Raw genomic sequence first — 14,441 nt, forward strand, 5'->3', positions numbered from 1 at the left:
CACCACCGTGCCATGGCCGCTCGCCCTTCAGAGCAAGCGCCGTTCTCTCTCCAAAACTTTTTGCAGAACCTTCAGGACACTATCTGATCAAACAAATGACGATGACCGCGACGACGCTGCCAGGACGGTGTCCGGTATCTGGCGGTTGGACCATTGCCTTCCCGCATGGCTATCGCCGTTGACCTTCTTCATTCTCCAGCCGAGCATGACGACTGTCAATGGATGCAGGGGTTGCCCCCGCCGTCTGTTGCGCAAAATGTTTTCCCGTGGGTTAGTGGCGGCGCGTTGAGTTGGCCAAATGATCGATCAACCTCTCCCCGTTCACGGGAGAGGGTATCGTCCTTCGACGAACTCGCGAGGCAGGTGGGCGGCGCGGACTCAACCAATATTACGGGAAGACCGCCGCGTATTCGCTGCGGAAATCCCCGATGACGTCGTCGACCGTCATGTCGGGGTCGCCCTGGAATGTGTACATCGTATTCCACACCGAGTTCAGCCAGTCGGTGTCGGATATGTTGAAAGGATTCTGGACGCTGAAGCCGGGCTTTTTCAGCGAGTCGAGGACGAGCTGGTTGCAGGCGTCGAGCTTGTCGGTCGGAACGTCCAGGCGCACCGGGCTCGATCCCTTGATGGAAGCGAACTCGGCGTTGATCTTGGGGTCGACGACGGTACCGGCGAAGTCGAGCTCTGCCTTGAGCACGTCATCGGGCTGGCCGCCGAGGATGCCGAACGCATCCACCGTCACCGATAGCGCCTTGGTGCCGGGAATGTTGATGCAGCCGAAATCCTCGCCGAGCACCTTCTTGTTGGCCTTCCACTGACCCTTCATCCAGTCGCCATGGATCTGCATGAGCGTCTTGCCCGAAATGACCGTGCTGGTCGTCTCGTTCCATTGCCGGTTCACCCAGCCCGCGTCGGCCTGGCTGGTGATCTTGCGGAACATGTCGATCGCGTCGCGCAGGCCTTTCTCGTCGAACACAGTCTTGTCAGGCGTTTCACCATAGAAGCGGTTGTATATGTCCGGGCCGGCGACGGCAGCGACCAGGGCATGAAAGAGATAGCCGGCCTGAAACGTGTTGCCGCCCACTCCGATGAAGGTGAAGCCGGCCTGCTGGACCTTTTTCATGTCGGCGAACATATCGTCGAGCGAGGCCCATTTGGTCGGGTCGACGCCGGCCTCGGCGGCGACCTTCTTGTTGTAGTAGATCATCCCGTCGATATGGACGCCGGTCGGGATTTTGCGGATCTCGCCGTCGACCTTGATTGACTTCAAAACCGTTTCGGGAAAATTCGGCGTCGCCCCGATCTTGTCGAAATAGGCGTCGAGCGGCTCGCCCAGTCCGCGTTTGGTCAGATCGCGATAAAGGCCAGGCTCGGAGTTGATGAACAAATTGGGTGGTGTGCCGGCGACGATCAGGCTGACCAGCGGGCTGGAGCCGGCCTGCTCGTGCGGCACGGCCATCTCGGTAATCTTATTACCTTTCGCTTCGAACGCCTTGACGATCGCGTTGAGCGCGCCGATCTCGCTCTCATTCGACCATGTATGGAACAGTTTGAGCTCGGTGGCGGCGGCGCTGGCGAACGGCGCGGCGCCGATCGCCAGCGCCAGTCCAAATGCGCCCAGCAGTCTCTTGGACGTCAGTCTTCTGGACATCGTTTCCTCCCTATTGATGTTAAATCCGACTCCGAGTTTCGGCGTCGAAAAGATTGAACCGGTCGGCCGGAAAGATCGCTCTGACGCTGGCGCCGTCCCGCAGCGCGCCGATCTGCGAATGGTCTACATGCACAGCCAGCAGCTCGTCGGCGGCCGCCAAGAAGGCGGTACCGTCGCTACCGGTCTTTTCGCTGTAGCGCAGCGGCAGGTCGAAGATGGCGGCCGGTTTGCCGCCATTCGGCCTGCCGATCGAGAAATGCTCCGGCCGCAAGCCGACCAGCACCTTCATGCCCGTGGCCGGCTGCCTGATGAAGGAATAGTCGGACAGGTCCATCTCGACGCCGGTCGACCGGTGGGTCGCGACGACGCGGTTGCCGGTGAGATCGATCGTCGTCTCGAAGACGTTCATCGGCTGCGAGCCGACAAAACGAGCGACGAAGAGGTTGGCCGGCCGCTCGTAGATCTCGTCCGGCGTGCCGATCTGCTGGATGACGCCGCCGTCCATTACAGCGATCCGCGTCGCCATAGTCATCGCTTCGACCTGGTCATGGGTAACGTAGACGACCGTCTTCTTGAGGTCGTGGTGGAGCTTCTTGATCTCCAGACGCATCTCGGTGCGCAGCTTGGCGTCGAGGTTGGACAACGGCTCGTCGAACAGGAACACGTCGACATTCTTCACCAGCGCGCGGCCGATGGCGACGCGCTGGCGCTGGCCGCCGGACAGTTGCGCCGGACGGCGGTCGAGCAGCGGTTCGATACGCAACAGCTGTGCGGCCCAGGCGACACGCCGCTCTATCTCGCCGCGGTCGAGCCGTTGCGCCGAGAGGCCGAACTTCAGGTTGCCGCGCACCGTTTTTGTCGGATAGAGCGCATAGGACTGGAACACCATGGCCAGGCCGCGGTCCTTGGGATCGAGATCGGTGACATCGCGGCCGCCGATGGTGATCGAGCCTGCGGTCACCTCCTGCAGGCCGGCAAGCAGGTTAAGCAATGTGGTCTTGCCGCAGCCGGACGGGCCGAGCAGCACCAGGAACTCGCCGTCATTGACGGTGAGGTCGAGATCCTCGAGCACGGTGACGCGCCCGAACTGCTTGACGATATTTTTGAATTCGACCTTCGGCACGGCTATCCCTTGATGGCTCCGGCGGTGATGCCCTGGACGAAGAATTTGCCGAGCCCGAAATAGACCACCAGCGGCGGGATGGCCGTCAGCAAAGCTGCGGCCATGTCGACATTGTAGTGGACCTCGCCGCGCTCCGTGATGACGGTGTTGGCCAGGATGACGGTCATCGGTTGGGCGCCCATGCCGCCAAAGGTGAGCCCGATCAGGAAGTCGTTCCAGACGCTGGTGATCATCAGGATCAGCACGACGATCATGATGTTGCCGGACATCGGCAGGATAATCTCGGCGAAGATGCGCCAGAAGCTACCGGAATCCATGATCGCCGCGTTGATGATCTCGGGCGGCACGTCCTTGTAGAAATTGCGGAAGATCAACGTCAGCAGCGGCATCGCCAGCACGGCGTGGATGACGGCGATCGCCCAAATGGTGCCGTAGATGCCGAGCGAGGCGGTCAGGGCGACCAACGGGATCATGATGATCTGGAACGGCACAAAGGCGCACATGAACAATACGAACAGAAAGGGGCCAGCCCAGCGGACGTTCCACAGAGCCAGCGCGTAGCCGGTGACCGACGCCAGGGCGATCGACAGGAACAGGCTCGGGAACAGAATGGCGAGCGAGATGAAGAATCCGTGCCTGACACCCTCGCACGTCATGCCCGAGCAGACTTCTGCCCAGGCCTTCCACCAGCCTTCGAATGTCCAGGTGGTCGGCAGCGAAAAGACCTCGCCGAGCGCGATCTGGTCCATTGTCTTGAAAGAGGTGACGATCACCACGTAGAGCGGGATCGAAATGAAGGCCGCGCACATGGCGAGGAACACGAGGACGGCGATCGACGCTCCCTTGATGCGGCGGCGCCTACGGGGGTAGACGCGCCCGCCGATGCGCGCGGCCGCTGATGTCTCGTAAGCGGACACGGCATTCATACGGCGGCGGCCTGGCGACGGCGGACTTGCCAGGCGGTGACCAGCATCAGCGGCAGGAAGACGGCAGCCGTGATCAACAGCATGATGACTGCTGAGGCGGACGCGTAACCGATGTTGGAACGGGTCGAATAGGCGTTGATGACGAAATAGGCCGGCGTCCAGGTTGACGTACCGGGTCCGCCATTGGTCATGGCGAGCACGATGTCGTAGGTCTTGACCACGCCGAGCGACAGCAGGATCGCGCAGGTCAGGAACGTGAACTTCAGCATCGGAATGATGATCTCGACGTAGAGCCGCCAGAAGCTCACGCCGTCGAGCTTGGCGGCGCTCCAGATTTCCGTGTTGATCGACTTCAGGCCGGCCAGCATCAGCGCCATGTAGAAGCCGAGCCCGTGCCAGATCGAGGCGAGAATGATGCCGTAGATTGCCGTGGCAGGATCGGCCAGCCAGTTGAAATTGGCGCTTTCCCAGCCCAGCTGGTGCAGGAAGTTCTGGACACCGAGGGCCGGGTTGAACATCCAGCGCCAGACGATGCCGGTGACGATCAGCGACACCGCGAGCGGATAGAGAAAAATCGTCCGGAAGAAGCCTTCGCCGCGCTTTTCCTTCTCGATCATCGCGGCCAGGATGAAACCCAGCACGATGGCGAGCGCGCTGCCGATCGCCAGGACGACGACGTTCCGGAGCGAGGTCATCCAGACGCCGTCGCTGAAAAGCCGGTCATACTGGCGCGCCCAAACTGCGGGGTCGATCGCGTAGTCAGGGAAACGACGCGAACGCGTGAACGACATCCAGATCGTGCATCCGATGGCGCCGGCGAAGGCCACCAGGGTGACAGTGAGCGCAGGAATCAGCGCAAGCTGCGGCGAGACCTTGCTCCACCTGAGCGCCATTCGGGTTCCTCCCTCGAAGGCCTGCCTTAGCCGATCGCGGCTCTGGCAATTTTCATATTAGCGTTAAACCAATCATGACGATATCGCTCTGTCAACAGTGACAAGCAAATCGGGATCAAATGGCACCGGGCATTCGAGAAAACGACGCTGCAGCGCAGCAAACCCGCGCTTTGGCGGGTGAGAATTCATATTGACAAAGCGCGCGGCGGGGAGCAAAGGCGATATTAACGCTCATACGAAATTCGACCTATCGGGAGGAAAACGTCATGAAAGGGATCACCGGCTTCGGCCACGCCGCCATCAAGGTGAAGGACCTGGACGCCAGCCTCGCCTTCTATAGGGACAAGCTCGGCTTTCCCGAGATGCTGCGCCTTCACAATAAGGACGGCAGCACTTGGCTGGTGTATCTCAGGATCACGGAAGAGGTGTTCTTGGAGATATTTCCCGGCGCGGAAAACGATCGCGCTCCCGGCTGGAACGCCAACGGCGTCAATCACATGTGCCTGACGATCGATAATCTTGACAGCTTCTGCCCGGCGATCGAGGCCAACGGCATCAAGCTGACCGCACAGATCAAGGACGGGCTCGACGGCAACCGCCAGGCCTGGATCGAGGATCCTGACGGCAATCGCATCGAGCTGATGGAGATGCACGCCGATTGCCTTCAGTACAAGGGTCTGAAACGGTTGCGCGAAGAGGGATTGCTGCCGGCTTAAGTCCTCTCAGGCAACATGGCCAATGTGACGAGATCTTGCAGAGAACCCGTACCCGACTGAAGGACATCGCGGTGGCCACCGGCTACTCGGCGAACACCGTTTCGCTGGCGCTGCGCGGCAGTCTGCGAATTCCGGAGGAAACGCGCGACCGTATCCAGTCGGCCGCGCAGAGCCTGAACTATTTTCCGAACACCATCGCGCAGGCGCTGGTCAGCCGCGAGACGCGGACGATCGGGCTGGTGCTCACCGACATCATGAACCCGACGCTGACGCTGGTGTCGCGTTTCCTCGAGAGGGAGCTCGCCCAGCGTGGTTATTCCCTGATGCTGGCCGCCAGCGACCACGATTCCGCCAAGGAGTGGAGTGCGCTGAACGTGTTCCGCTCGCGGCAGGTCGACGGCATCCTCATTTATCCGACCAACCACGACCGGCTCGACCACATCCGCGCGGTGCGTCAGGTCGGATATCCCGCACTGGTGCTTGCCGATATTCCGGTTGCCGGCCTCGACGTGGTGGCGATCGACGACCGCAGCGGCGGCTACAAGGCGGTCCGGCACCTGATCGAGCGCGGCCATCGTCGCATCGCCATGCTCGACGCGGCGCAGCTGCTCGGCAACAGCGAAAAGCATGACGGCGCGTTTCGCGCCGTGACCGAGGCAGGGCTTCCCGCCGATGCGCTCGTCGTGGTCAAGCCCGGCGGCCATTCGGCGACCGACGGTTTTCAGGCGATCGGCGAGGCAATGAAGCCGAAGCAGCGGCCGACGGCGCTGTTTGCCACGACCGATTCGCTCGCCATTGGAGCGTTGCGCTGGTGTCGCGAGCAGGGCGTCTCCGTGCCCGGCGAACTGGCGATCGTCGGCTATGACAACACCGAAGCGGCGGACTTCAGCTCGGTGCCGATTACATCGATCAACTATGCCGCCGCCGAGGTCAGCAGCCATGCGGTTGAGCGGATCCTGTCGATGATCGGCAAGCCGTTACCGACGCCGATCGTGACGCTGATCGATCCGGAACTGGTGATCCGCCAATCCACCTGAGGCACGGCGCGTTCGATCGTCAGACACGACCAGCGTGGCAGCGCGATGCGCAGTGGCGGAGCGGACGTTGCTCACCGGTTTCGTGCGCCCTACGTGTGCAGCGAAAGATTGATGTAGCTGAGGGGCTTTCAGTTGCGGCGGCAAAATCGTAAATTCGGTTACGTTTGGGCGGGCATCCTCGCCAAATTGGTCTGACAGAGACATTAAGAAGATAATGAAATGAATATGTTACGCCACAGACTTGCGGTGGCGCCAATGATGGATTGGACAAACACGTGAGCAAAATCAGGTAGTTATTGGATGTCGTGTGCAAAAACTGCACACGAAAGTTCTGCTTCTCTTCCATTTTCGTTTCTGCGAGGCGGTGGCCGTTTCCACCCCACGGTTCTCGGTCGCCCACGACCAACTGTCCGAGACCTCGAAGCAACTTGCGTGCGGTGGGTTTTGCGAAAGCTAGAAATCCGCTCGTGGTTTCCGAACACACCGGCCTTTGGATTGCGAGGTGTCTGTTGCTTCGGTCGGATGTGCGGAGAACGGTCGCTTCCAGCAACGCCGAGTCGCCGGGGAAATGGTTAGGTCAGGATGACCGGTGGTCGTGAAACGCAATACCGTGTGTCGCCCATTATATGGCCTGTAGCCTGAAATCACTCGCTGCGACGGGCATGACAGCCCTAAGCAGCGCGATCGACTTTTCCAGGCCTTCCAGGCTGTTGAGCAGAACGTCTTCGTGTTCGATCGAGAGCCAGCCGTCATACCCGGCCATTTTCAGGCGATAGCAGAATTGCCGCCACCACTGCTCGCCGTGGCCGAAGCCGAGCGTGATATAAGACCAGCTGCGGGAGGGGATGTCCATCAGTGAGCCGTTTTCGAGCAGAGAGGTCTTCGCCTGCACTGGAGTGTTGAGCATCGTGTCCTTGGCATGGACGTGATAGACGGCCTCACCGAGTGCTTCGGCCGCAACGAGCGGATCCGCGCCCATCCAGAACAGATGCGACGGGTCGAGATTCGCACCGATGACGGGACCGACAGCCGTTCGGAGCTTTAGAAGCGACGGAACGTTGTAGACGCACTGGTTTCCATGAAGTTCCAGCGCGATGCGTTCGACCCCGCATTCCTTGGCAAGTTTCGCAATCTCCGCCCAGAAAGGCAAAAGCTTCTCTTCCCACTGGTAGCGCAAGATCTCTTGCGTCTCCGGCGGCCAAGAGGAGACTACCCAGTTCGGCATGAGGTCATCCTTGCGTCCCGCCGGCAGGCCAGACATCGTACAGACAGTCGTGATTCCCATCTCGCCGGCGACGCGTATTGTGTCCTTCAGGCATTCACCTTGTTCGGGTTGCGTTGGATGTAGCGGATTGCCGTTGGCGTTGAGCGAAATGATTTCGAGGCCACGGCGTTCGAAGGCTTTGGCGAAGGTCCGGCGCGCATCCGGGCTCGCCTTGATCGTCTTCAGGTCGAAATGCGGCGCGGTCGACCAGCCGCCTGTGTTCACCTCGACACCAGAGACGCCAAGGCGTGCGGCATGGTCGAGAAGTGCATCGAATGTCGTGCCGCCGAGGCTGTCGGAAACGAAGCCCAGTTTCATATCTCTTTCCTCTTACCGGTTGTACAGGGCTGGTTTTTCCGCCCTCCCAATAGTGATGCGTTGACCCTTCTGGAGGGCCTCAACGCCGGCTTCGGCGACCCGAGCAGTGCAGTAGCCATCCCAAGCGTCTGAGGCAACGGCCGGGAATTTCCCCGTTCGAACGAAGTGAAGGAAAGCCTTGTTCTGGAGCCGGTAGGCTTCAGCAAAACGGGGTCGCCAATCCGGTGCATAGCGCTCGTAGACCATGAGAGCGCCGTTTTGCCGCGTGGGGGCGGACACATTTAGAAAGATCGATCCCTTTTCGCCAACGAGCTCGCCGCGCACGTCATAGCCATAGGCGGCGTTGTTGTTGATCTCGATATTGACGAGCTGACCCTTGTCTGTCTCGAGAACCATGAAGACCGGCGCTCCAGTCGTCGAAGCGTCGACGCCTCCCGGCTGAAAAACCGAGATCGCAGTATGATCGGCGCCCAGAATGAAGCGCGCGATGTCGAATTCATGCGGCGCGGAATTGGTGATCGCCATCTGGCCGGTGAAGTTCGCCGGCGCTTCCACGTTCCGGTGGAAGTTATGCATCATGATCGCCCGGCCAAGCGAGCCGTCGTCGAGCGACGCCTTCATGTCCCGATAAGATGGATCGAAGCGGCGCATGAAACCGAGCTGGACGAACTGCCGGCCGCGCGACACTTCCGCGTCGATCACGTCCAGGCACTCCTTCGAACTTTGCGACAACGGCTTTTCGCACAGGACCGGCTTTCCTGCTTCGATCGCGGCGAGCGACAGGGGCGCATGGGTCTCGTCCGGGCTGGCAATGAGCACCGCGTCAACGTCGCTGCGTTGGATGGTTTCCACGGGGTCCGTGGCCACATCAGTCGCGCCGCAATCCCTTGCCACTTTTTGGGCCCGCTCCGGTGAGGCGTCGCACACGACCTGCAGGTTTGCCCCCGGCAGGTCTTCGGCGACAATCCGAGCATGGTCGGCGCCCATGATGCCCGCGCCGATGATCGCTATTCTGATCGACATTCATAATGTCCCTATTTTCTGAGAGCCCACTGGCGAAGAGACTTGTCTCCATAAGCCGCAAGCACAACGATCACGCCCAGAAGCAGCACGAACCATTGAGGCTGCACGCCGTTGACGACGAGGTAGGATTGAATGGACGACAGGACGAAGGCTCCCATGAGCGCTCCTGGAAGCGAAATCCGTCCGCCGGCCAGCAGACATCCGCCAAGCACACAGGAAGCGATGGCCTGCAGCTCCATGAGACGTCCCATGGAGCCGTCCGCGAAACCGAGCTTGCCTGCCTCGAGCGTTCCCGCAAGGGCCGCCAGCGTGCCGCAAAGGACAAAGGCCGAAAGCTTGATCCGATCGACGCGGACGCCACGGGAATGCGCGCTTTCGACTGAACCGCCGACCGCGAGCAGCCGGTTGCCGAAAGGCATTGCCTTCAGCATCACCATCAGAATGACGAGCACGATAATCAACCAGTACAGCGCGGTGTTGAAGTGAAGGAAATCACCTCCGCCGAGAATCCAGTACGTCCATCCCTTGCGAGCCGCATAGGGAATCGAAAACGAGAATCCTTCCGTCAGTGCGATGGCAATGCCGCGGAAGATCATCAGCGTGCCGAGCGTGATGATGAGGGACGGCGTCTCCGTACGGGTAACGAGCAGACCGTTGATAAGACCGATTGCGGCGCCGACAACAATCGCGGCCAAGGCGGCGATCGAGGGATCGACGTTCGCGGCGAGCCAGAGATAGGCCAGCGCGCCCATGCCGAACGTCGAACCGACCGAAATGTCGATCTCTCCCGTGCCGATGACCAACGCAACGCCAAGACTCATCAGCCCCAGCGTTGCCGTCACCTGAAGGATCGTGCCGATATTGTCGACGTTGGCCCATCTGCCGTCCGAGGTTGAGGCGAATATCGCGATCAGAATCGCGCCGATCAGAAAGATGCCAATCTCCGCATGACGCCGAATGAGGGGTTTGGCGACTGACATTGCCATCAGATAGTCTCCCGCCTTTCGACCACGCGGCCACCCTGCCGAATGACTTCTTCAAGCTCCTCGGCGGTCATGGAATCCGTGGAAGCGTCGGCGACCTTTTCGCCGTTTTCCATAATGACTATGCGGTCCGCGAGTTTGTGCACCTGGAAGATGTCGTGGGTGATATAGATGACGAGCAGGCCTTGCTCCTTGAGTTGGACCGCCAGCTCGTTGACGTGCTCGCGCTCGCGCACCGACAGGTGGTTCGTCGGTTCATCCATGATGACGACACGGTTCTTGAACTCGACGGCCCGACCGATCTTGACGGACTGACGCTCTCCGCCGGAAAGGCGTTCCACCTCGTCGTCGGCAGATACGTTCTCGCGAAGGCCGAACTGCCGGATCACCCGGCTGGACTTCTCGCGCATCAAGCTGAAATCGAGGAAGGGAATGCCAAGAATGCGCTTTACCGGTTCCCGCCCGAGGTAAAAATTGCGGGCAATCGATAGATTGTCGCAAAGTCCGACGGACTGCTGGATCGTCTCGATACCCTGGTCGATAGCGAGCTTCGGGTGAAACCTCTCGACCTTCTTGCCGTCGAAAAAGACCTCTCCGGACGTCGGCGCGTAAATGCCGCAAAGAACGCGGATTAACGTTGTCTTGCCGGCGCCATTGTCGCCGACGAGCCCGACAAGCTCCCCGGCACGGAAGTCCACCGACACGTGCTTGAGCGCGTGAAAGGCGCCAAAGTGAAGGTCAACGTTCTTGACCTGAATAAGGGGGTGATTCTTCGTCATTTGAGCGTCCTCCCGCATCAAACGCTGTGCCCGAGGAAACGGGCAAGTTTCTGGTTGAAGATGACCGCCACGATGAGCACGACGCCGACGAAGCTGACGTACCAGGAAGACGGTGCGCCAAGTGCTATCAGTTCGTAGCGGAAGCTCACGACGATGAGCGCTCCGAGAATGGCGCCGAGGATCGAACCGCGTCCGCCGGTCAGCAGGCAGCCGCCGATGACCGCGGCGGAAATTGCCTCAAGCTCCATGTTTTCGCCAAGCGTGACATGGGTCTGCGGCTGGTTGCACAAGGTCAGGATCCCGGCGAAGCCAGCCAGCGATGAGCAAAGGATGAAGGCGGCGATCTTGACGCGGTCAGTGCGCACACCGCGAGATTCAGCGCTTTCCAGACTGCCTCCCGTTGCCAGAAGCCGGTTACCGAACGGCGTCGTCCAAAGCAGAAGGCTGAGGATTGCCGCGACCACGACCAGCCAGTAGGTGGCGGCTTCGATGCCGAAGAGTTCGCCGCCGAGCAGGCGGGTAAGGGGATGGCTGCGTGCCGGCGGCGAAAAATTGTGAACAGATCCACCCGTCCAGACATAGATGATACCGCGGGCGGTAAAGAGACCGCCCAGCGTGACGATCATGGACGGCAACTGTCCCTTGACGACGGCGACAGCCTGAAGAAACCCGGCGAGCACGGCAATGCCGATCGCGACGATCAGGGAGCCAGCTACACCGAGGGTCGGTTCCAGGGTAATGAAGGCTACCCCCGTCAGCCCATAGACAGAACCGACCGACAAATCGATTTCCTTGGTCATGATGACAAGGGCCTGGCCCATCGCCACGAAGGCGAGGATGGACGCGAACTGCGTCACGTTGGAGACGGTCTGAATGGTCCACCAGCCTGAAAAGTCGATCAGGGTGAACACGATAAGCATGACGGTGACGCCGACAATCGCGCCGAAGCCTTGGCTTCGCACAAGATATTTCATGACACTTGGACTCGCCGGTTTCAGCGCGCGGCATTGACCGCGAAAACGAATAGGGGCGGCCGGACCCTTGCGGAATTCGGCCGCCCCCTCTCGGGAGGAACCCTTACCAGGTGTTCTGTTCGTCGTACGCCTTGTCGCCGAACACGGTGCGAACCTGTTTGGCCCACTGATCGGCATTGTCCTTGTTGATGATGACGGGGCCGGTCAGGATATCGCTCTGAGGGGCGTACCCGAATTCCTTGTTCCAGTAGAGCCACTCCATCGGCTCATAGCCCTGCAGCCAGAAGCCCTGGCTGTTGGTCGCCAGCACGTGGCCCGCTCTCACGCCTTCAATCGAGACTGGACCTTCATCCACGGTCAGGATCGTCATGCCCTTGTCGTCGACATCGGGATCGAGCTTCATTTCGTTTGCCACACCCCAGGCCCAAGGTGAGGACCAGCCGGCAACGGTAAAGATGTAGTTCGTGTCGGGATTGGCCTGCAGGAACGATTGCAGCGTATTGCGAGCTGTTGCGGGCTCCGCTCCGATAAACAGCTCATCGAACTTGGCGCCGACCGCCTCCATAGCGTCCTTCATGCCCTTGCAGCGCGCTTTCAGACCCTGGTGGGCAGAATCATGGCTGGCGCAAACGATGTGTTTCGGCGTCGGGATCTTGCCCTCCTTCGCCTGCTCGATCGCGTACTCGCCCAGCTTCTTGCCAGTGAGATACTCGTCGCCGCCGACATAGGTCAGATAGGGAATGCGCTCGCCTGCAGGCCGGCTGTCGGGAATGTTGAAGGCTACAACCGGGATGCCTTCCTCGATCGCCTTGCGCAAAGGCCCCTCAAAAGCGTCCGAGCTGACAATCGGAACGGCGATGCCATCTGGATGTGTCGCGATCGCCTGCTCAAGAAGACGAACGTGCTCCTGAACTGAGTAATTATTGGTCGAAATGTACTCGGTCTTGACGTTCGGGTACTTCTTCTCGAACTCCTTGAGCGACAACGTCAGCCAATTCATGTTCGGATCGTTCGATCCGATATGAGAGACCATGACGAAGCGGTATTGCTTGCCGCTGTCCTGCGCATCGGCCACGCTAGCAACGACGCCGGCGGCCAACACGGCAGAAAGCATCGCTAATTTTCTCAAGTTCATGGGGGCTCCTCCCTCCGTTAAGTCGATGTGACTATTCCGATTGAGGTCACATCATTCAAGGCGGATGATAGCCAATCTGCGATGGCATTAGCATCAACTTCCGCTGCGGCGCACAATTTTAGTGCAAGCCCTTCAAAACATTGCAGTTGCAAGAAGCGGCCACTTCCTCGATGATGTATTTGACATCATGATGAGGAGTTTCCATTGGTCGATCACCCGCCAAACCGGACATGGAGAGGCCCAACTGTTCATGAGATCGCCCGCCTGGCCAGGGTTGGGTCTGCGACGGTCGACAGGGTTCTGAACAACCGTAGTGGCGTGCGCGAACGAACAAGGGCGCGTGTTCTAGGAGCGCTGGAAAAACTGAGAAACGACACCGCCGACAGTGATGTGCCTGTTCAGATCCGGCTATTTTGTGATTCCGGTGAAACGTTCAACGCCGCGATCGCCTCCGCGGCCGAGGAGGTCAATCGAACAGTTGCGGGGGTGGAGATCAAAGGCGTTTACGTTACCACAAGCGAGTTGGAACCGATCTCGTTCGCACGCCAACTGGAACAGGAAGGCAGTGGCGGTGATGGTGTTGTTGTGATCGCTCGAGAACATCCCGCTATCAACCGTGCGATAAGAAAACTGCAAACCGCCGGAATTCCAGTCGTCTGCCTTACCACCGATCTGCCGAGTTCCAGACGCAGTGCGTATATCGGCAATGACCAGTATGCCGCTGGCAGCGTAGCTGCCCTGCTGATCGGCAATGCCCTACCCAAGGAACGCAACAGCATCCTGATTGTCATGAGCGTGCCATTCCGGTGTCAACAGGAGCGCGAGATGGGGTTTCGCAGAGTCCTGCGCTCCGATTTTCCCTATCTCAAGATAGAAGAACGTGTGATTTCGGACGATCGGCCGGAGAGCACATGCGAGCAACTGACCCGTTACTTCGAAGTGAATGGACACCCAGCGGCTATCTACAACGTCGCCGGCGCAAATCGCGGCGTTGCGAAGGCGTTGGAGACCGCAGGTAAGGCTGATCAGACAGTATTCGTGGGCCACGAGTTGACGAACCATTCCCGCGGTCTGCTTGAAACCGGGATCATGGACTACGTCATCTCCCACGACTTTGTCAGTGAATTGGCCTCAGCGGCGAGATGGATAAAGGACAATTTGAACGGCGTGACAGCTGAGCCGTCCCATTCGCAAATATTGGTGCATACGCGATACAATTGCGGTCCATGAATCAATGGCGGCATCAATAGCAGCTCCACATTTTTCGTGTGTGCTCCGCGTGCACTCAGCCATCGAAACGTGGCGAAAAGCGTCGCATTGTGTCGTACATTTGTCTGCAATCGGTGCAAGTTAACCAATTGAGACTATAGAACAATGAAGCAATATCAATCACATAGACTGGTCATAGCCCCATGGATGGGGAAGATAGATAAATAATATCAGTTGGTTATGAGTGTTCGTGTGCAAAAATTGCACACGAAAAAGTTCTGCTTCTCTTCTTTTTTCGTTCCCACGAGGGACCCGCCGACAGCCCTTTTCGGGCGCACTGCTGCCGAAGGCTGTGACCTCTCCAACGCGGATGTTCGCTGTGATATCCGTTCATGTTTATCCGCCGC

At 59.5% G+C, this 14,441-nt stretch carries 14 protein-coding genes; 4 read left to right on the forward strand and 10 right to left on the reverse strand.

What is annotated here, in order from left to right; translation table 11 throughout:
• Positions 1-182: hypothetical protein (locus NKI01_RS29005; protein WP_352965538.1), on the forward strand; the 182-nt coding region annotated here is incomplete at its 5' end.
• A gap of 206 nt (positions 183-388) precedes the next feature.
• Here the strand turns inward: NKI01_RS29005 and NKI01_RS29010 are convergent.
• Genes NKI01_RS29010 through NKI01_RS29025 form a run of 4 tightly spaced genes read right to left on the reverse strand, consistent with a single transcriptional unit; the run spans position 389 to position 4,596 of the window.
• Complete coding sequence (locus NKI01_RS29010; RefSeq protein WP_023717677.1) at positions 389-1,654, reverse strand: ABC transporter substrate-binding protein; 1,266 nt, start codon at positions 1,652-1,654, stop codon at positions 389-391.
• 19 nt (positions 1,655-1,673) lie between these two features.
• A complete protein-coding gene (locus NKI01_RS29015) occupies positions 1,674-2,777 on the reverse strand; it encodes an ABC transporter ATP-binding protein (protein WP_352482627.1) in 1,104 nt (367 codons plus the stop codon).
• Positions 2,778-2,779: 2 nt separating this feature from the next.
• On the reverse strand, positions 2,780-3,703 hold the full coding sequence (locus NKI01_RS29020; protein ID WP_023717676.1) for a carbohydrate ABC transporter permease: 924 nt from the start codon (positions 3,701-3,703) through the stop codon (positions 2,780-2,782).
• Complete coding sequence (locus tag NKI01_RS29025; protein ID WP_352965541.1) at positions 3,700-4,596, reverse strand: carbohydrate ABC transporter permease; 897 nt, start codon at positions 4,594-4,596, stop codon at positions 3,700-3,702. Before NKI01_RS29025 ends, NKI01_RS29020 begins: the two co-directional genes overlap by 4 nt.
• Positions 4,597-4,862: 266 nt before the next feature.
• Here NKI01_RS29025 and NKI01_RS29030 point away from each other — a divergent pair, with 266 nt between their 5' ends.
• Both NKI01_RS29030 and NKI01_RS29035 read left to right on the forward strand, forming a co-directional pair.
• Positions 4,863-5,312, forward strand: a complete 450-nt coding sequence (locus NKI01_RS29030) for a VOC family protein (protein WP_023717674.1) — start codon at positions 4,863-4,865, stop codon at positions 5,310-5,312.
• Between the two features lie 35 nt (positions 5,313-5,347).
• Positions 5,348-6,349, forward strand: coding sequence for a LacI family DNA-binding transcriptional regulator (locus NKI01_RS29035; protein ID WP_031193584.1), 1,002 nt, complete (start codon positions 5,348-5,350; stop codon positions 6,347-6,349).
• 622 nt (positions 6,350-6,971) lie between these two features.
• On the opposite strand, the gene NKI01_RS29040 is transcribed toward NKI01_RS29035, so the two are convergent.
• The 6 genes from NKI01_RS29040 to NKI01_RS29065 form a co-directional block, all read right to left on the reverse strand.
• Complete coding sequence (locus NKI01_RS29040) at positions 6,972-7,931, reverse strand: sugar phosphate isomerase/epimerase family protein (protein WP_352965543.1); 960 nt, start codon at positions 7,929-7,931, stop codon at positions 6,972-6,974.
• A 12-nt stretch (positions 7,932-7,943) separates the two neighbouring features.
• A complete protein-coding gene (locus NKI01_RS29045; protein ID WP_352965545.1) occupies positions 7,944-8,954 on the reverse strand; it encodes a Gfo/Idh/MocA family oxidoreductase in 1,011 nt (336 codons plus the stop codon).
• Between the two features lie 11 nt (positions 8,955-8,965).
• Positions 8,966-9,940 (reverse strand): ABC transporter permease, encoded by a 975-nt coding sequence (locus tag NKI01_RS29050; protein ID WP_352965547.1) that lies wholly within the window; start codon positions 9,938-9,940, stop codon positions 8,966-8,968.
• A complete protein-coding gene (locus NKI01_RS29055; RefSeq protein ID WP_352965549.1) occupies positions 9,940-10,734 on the reverse strand; it encodes an ATP-binding cassette domain-containing protein in 795 nt (264 codons plus the stop codon). The genes NKI01_RS29050 and NKI01_RS29055 overlap by 1 nt, the downstream gene beginning before the upstream one ends.
• Positions 10,734-11,690: an ABC transporter permease gene (locus tag NKI01_RS29060; RefSeq protein ID WP_352965552.1), complete on the reverse strand. Its 957-nt coding sequence runs from the start codon at positions 11,688-11,690 to the stop codon at positions 10,734-10,736. Before NKI01_RS29060 ends, NKI01_RS29055 begins: the two co-directional genes overlap by 1 nt.
• A 103-nt stretch (positions 11,691-11,793) precedes the next feature.
• A complete protein-coding gene (locus NKI01_RS29065) occupies positions 11,794-12,825 on the reverse strand; it encodes a sugar ABC transporter substrate-binding protein (protein WP_352965554.1) in 1,032 nt (343 codons plus the stop codon).
• Positions 12,826-13,029: 204 nt separating this feature from the next.
• On the opposite strand from NKI01_RS29065, the gene NKI01_RS29070 reads away from it, so the two are divergent.
• The gene (locus NKI01_RS29070) at positions 13,030-14,055 is read left to right on the forward strand and encodes a LacI family DNA-binding transcriptional regulator (protein WP_352965556.1); all 1,026 of its coding nucleotides are present in this window, start codon (positions 13,030-13,032) and stop codon (positions 14,053-14,055) included.
• Positions 14,056-14,441 lie beyond the last annotated feature (386 nt).

The organism is Mesorhizobium sp. M0815, from assembly GCF_040319995.1.
In the GTDB taxonomy this organism is placed as follows: domain Bacteria; phylum Pseudomonadota; class Alphaproteobacteria; order Rhizobiales; family Rhizobiaceae; genus Mesorhizobium.

Excerpts from the sequence above, each read along its gene's own strand:
- NKI01_RS29040 (WP_352965543.1), bottom strand. The coding sequence starts at position 7,931 with ATGAAACTGGGCTTCGTTTCCGACAGCCTCGGCGGCACGACATTCGAT.
- NKI01_RS29065 (WP_352965554.1), bottom strand. The coding sequence starts at position 12,825 with ATGAACTTGAGAAAATTAGCGATGCTTTCTGCCGTGTTGGCCGCCGGC.
- NKI01_RS29030 (WP_023717674.1), top strand. The coding sequence starts at position 4,863 with ATGAAAGGGATCACCGGCTTCGGCCACGCCGCCATCAAGGTGAAGGAC.
- NKI01_RS29025 (WP_352965541.1), bottom strand. The coding sequence starts at position 4,596 with ATGGCGCTCAGGTGGAGCAAGGTCTCGCCGCAGCTTGCGCTGATTCCT.
- NKI01_RS29045 (WP_352965545.1), bottom strand. The coding sequence starts at position 8,954 with ATGTCGATCAGAATAGCGATCATCGGCGCGGGCATCATGGGCGCCGAC.
- NKI01_RS29050 (WP_352965547.1), bottom strand. The coding sequence starts at position 9,940 with ATGGCAATGTCAGTCGCCAAACCCCTCATTCGGCGTCATGCGGAGATT.
- NKI01_RS29055 (WP_352965549.1), bottom strand. The coding sequence starts at position 10,734 with ATGCGGGAGGACGCTCAAATGACGAAGAATCACCCCCTTATTCAGGTC.
- NKI01_RS29010 (WP_023717677.1), bottom strand. The coding sequence starts at position 1,654 with ATGTCCAGAAGACTGACGTCCAAGAGACTGCTGGGCGCATTTGGACTG.
- NKI01_RS29020 (WP_023717676.1), bottom strand. The coding sequence starts at position 3,703 with ATGAATGCCGTGTCCGCTTACGAGACATCAGCGGCCGCGCGCATCGGC.
- NKI01_RS29060 (WP_352965552.1), bottom strand. The coding sequence starts at position 11,690 with ATGAAATATCTTGTGCGAAGCCAAGGCTTCGGCGCGATTGTCGGCGTC.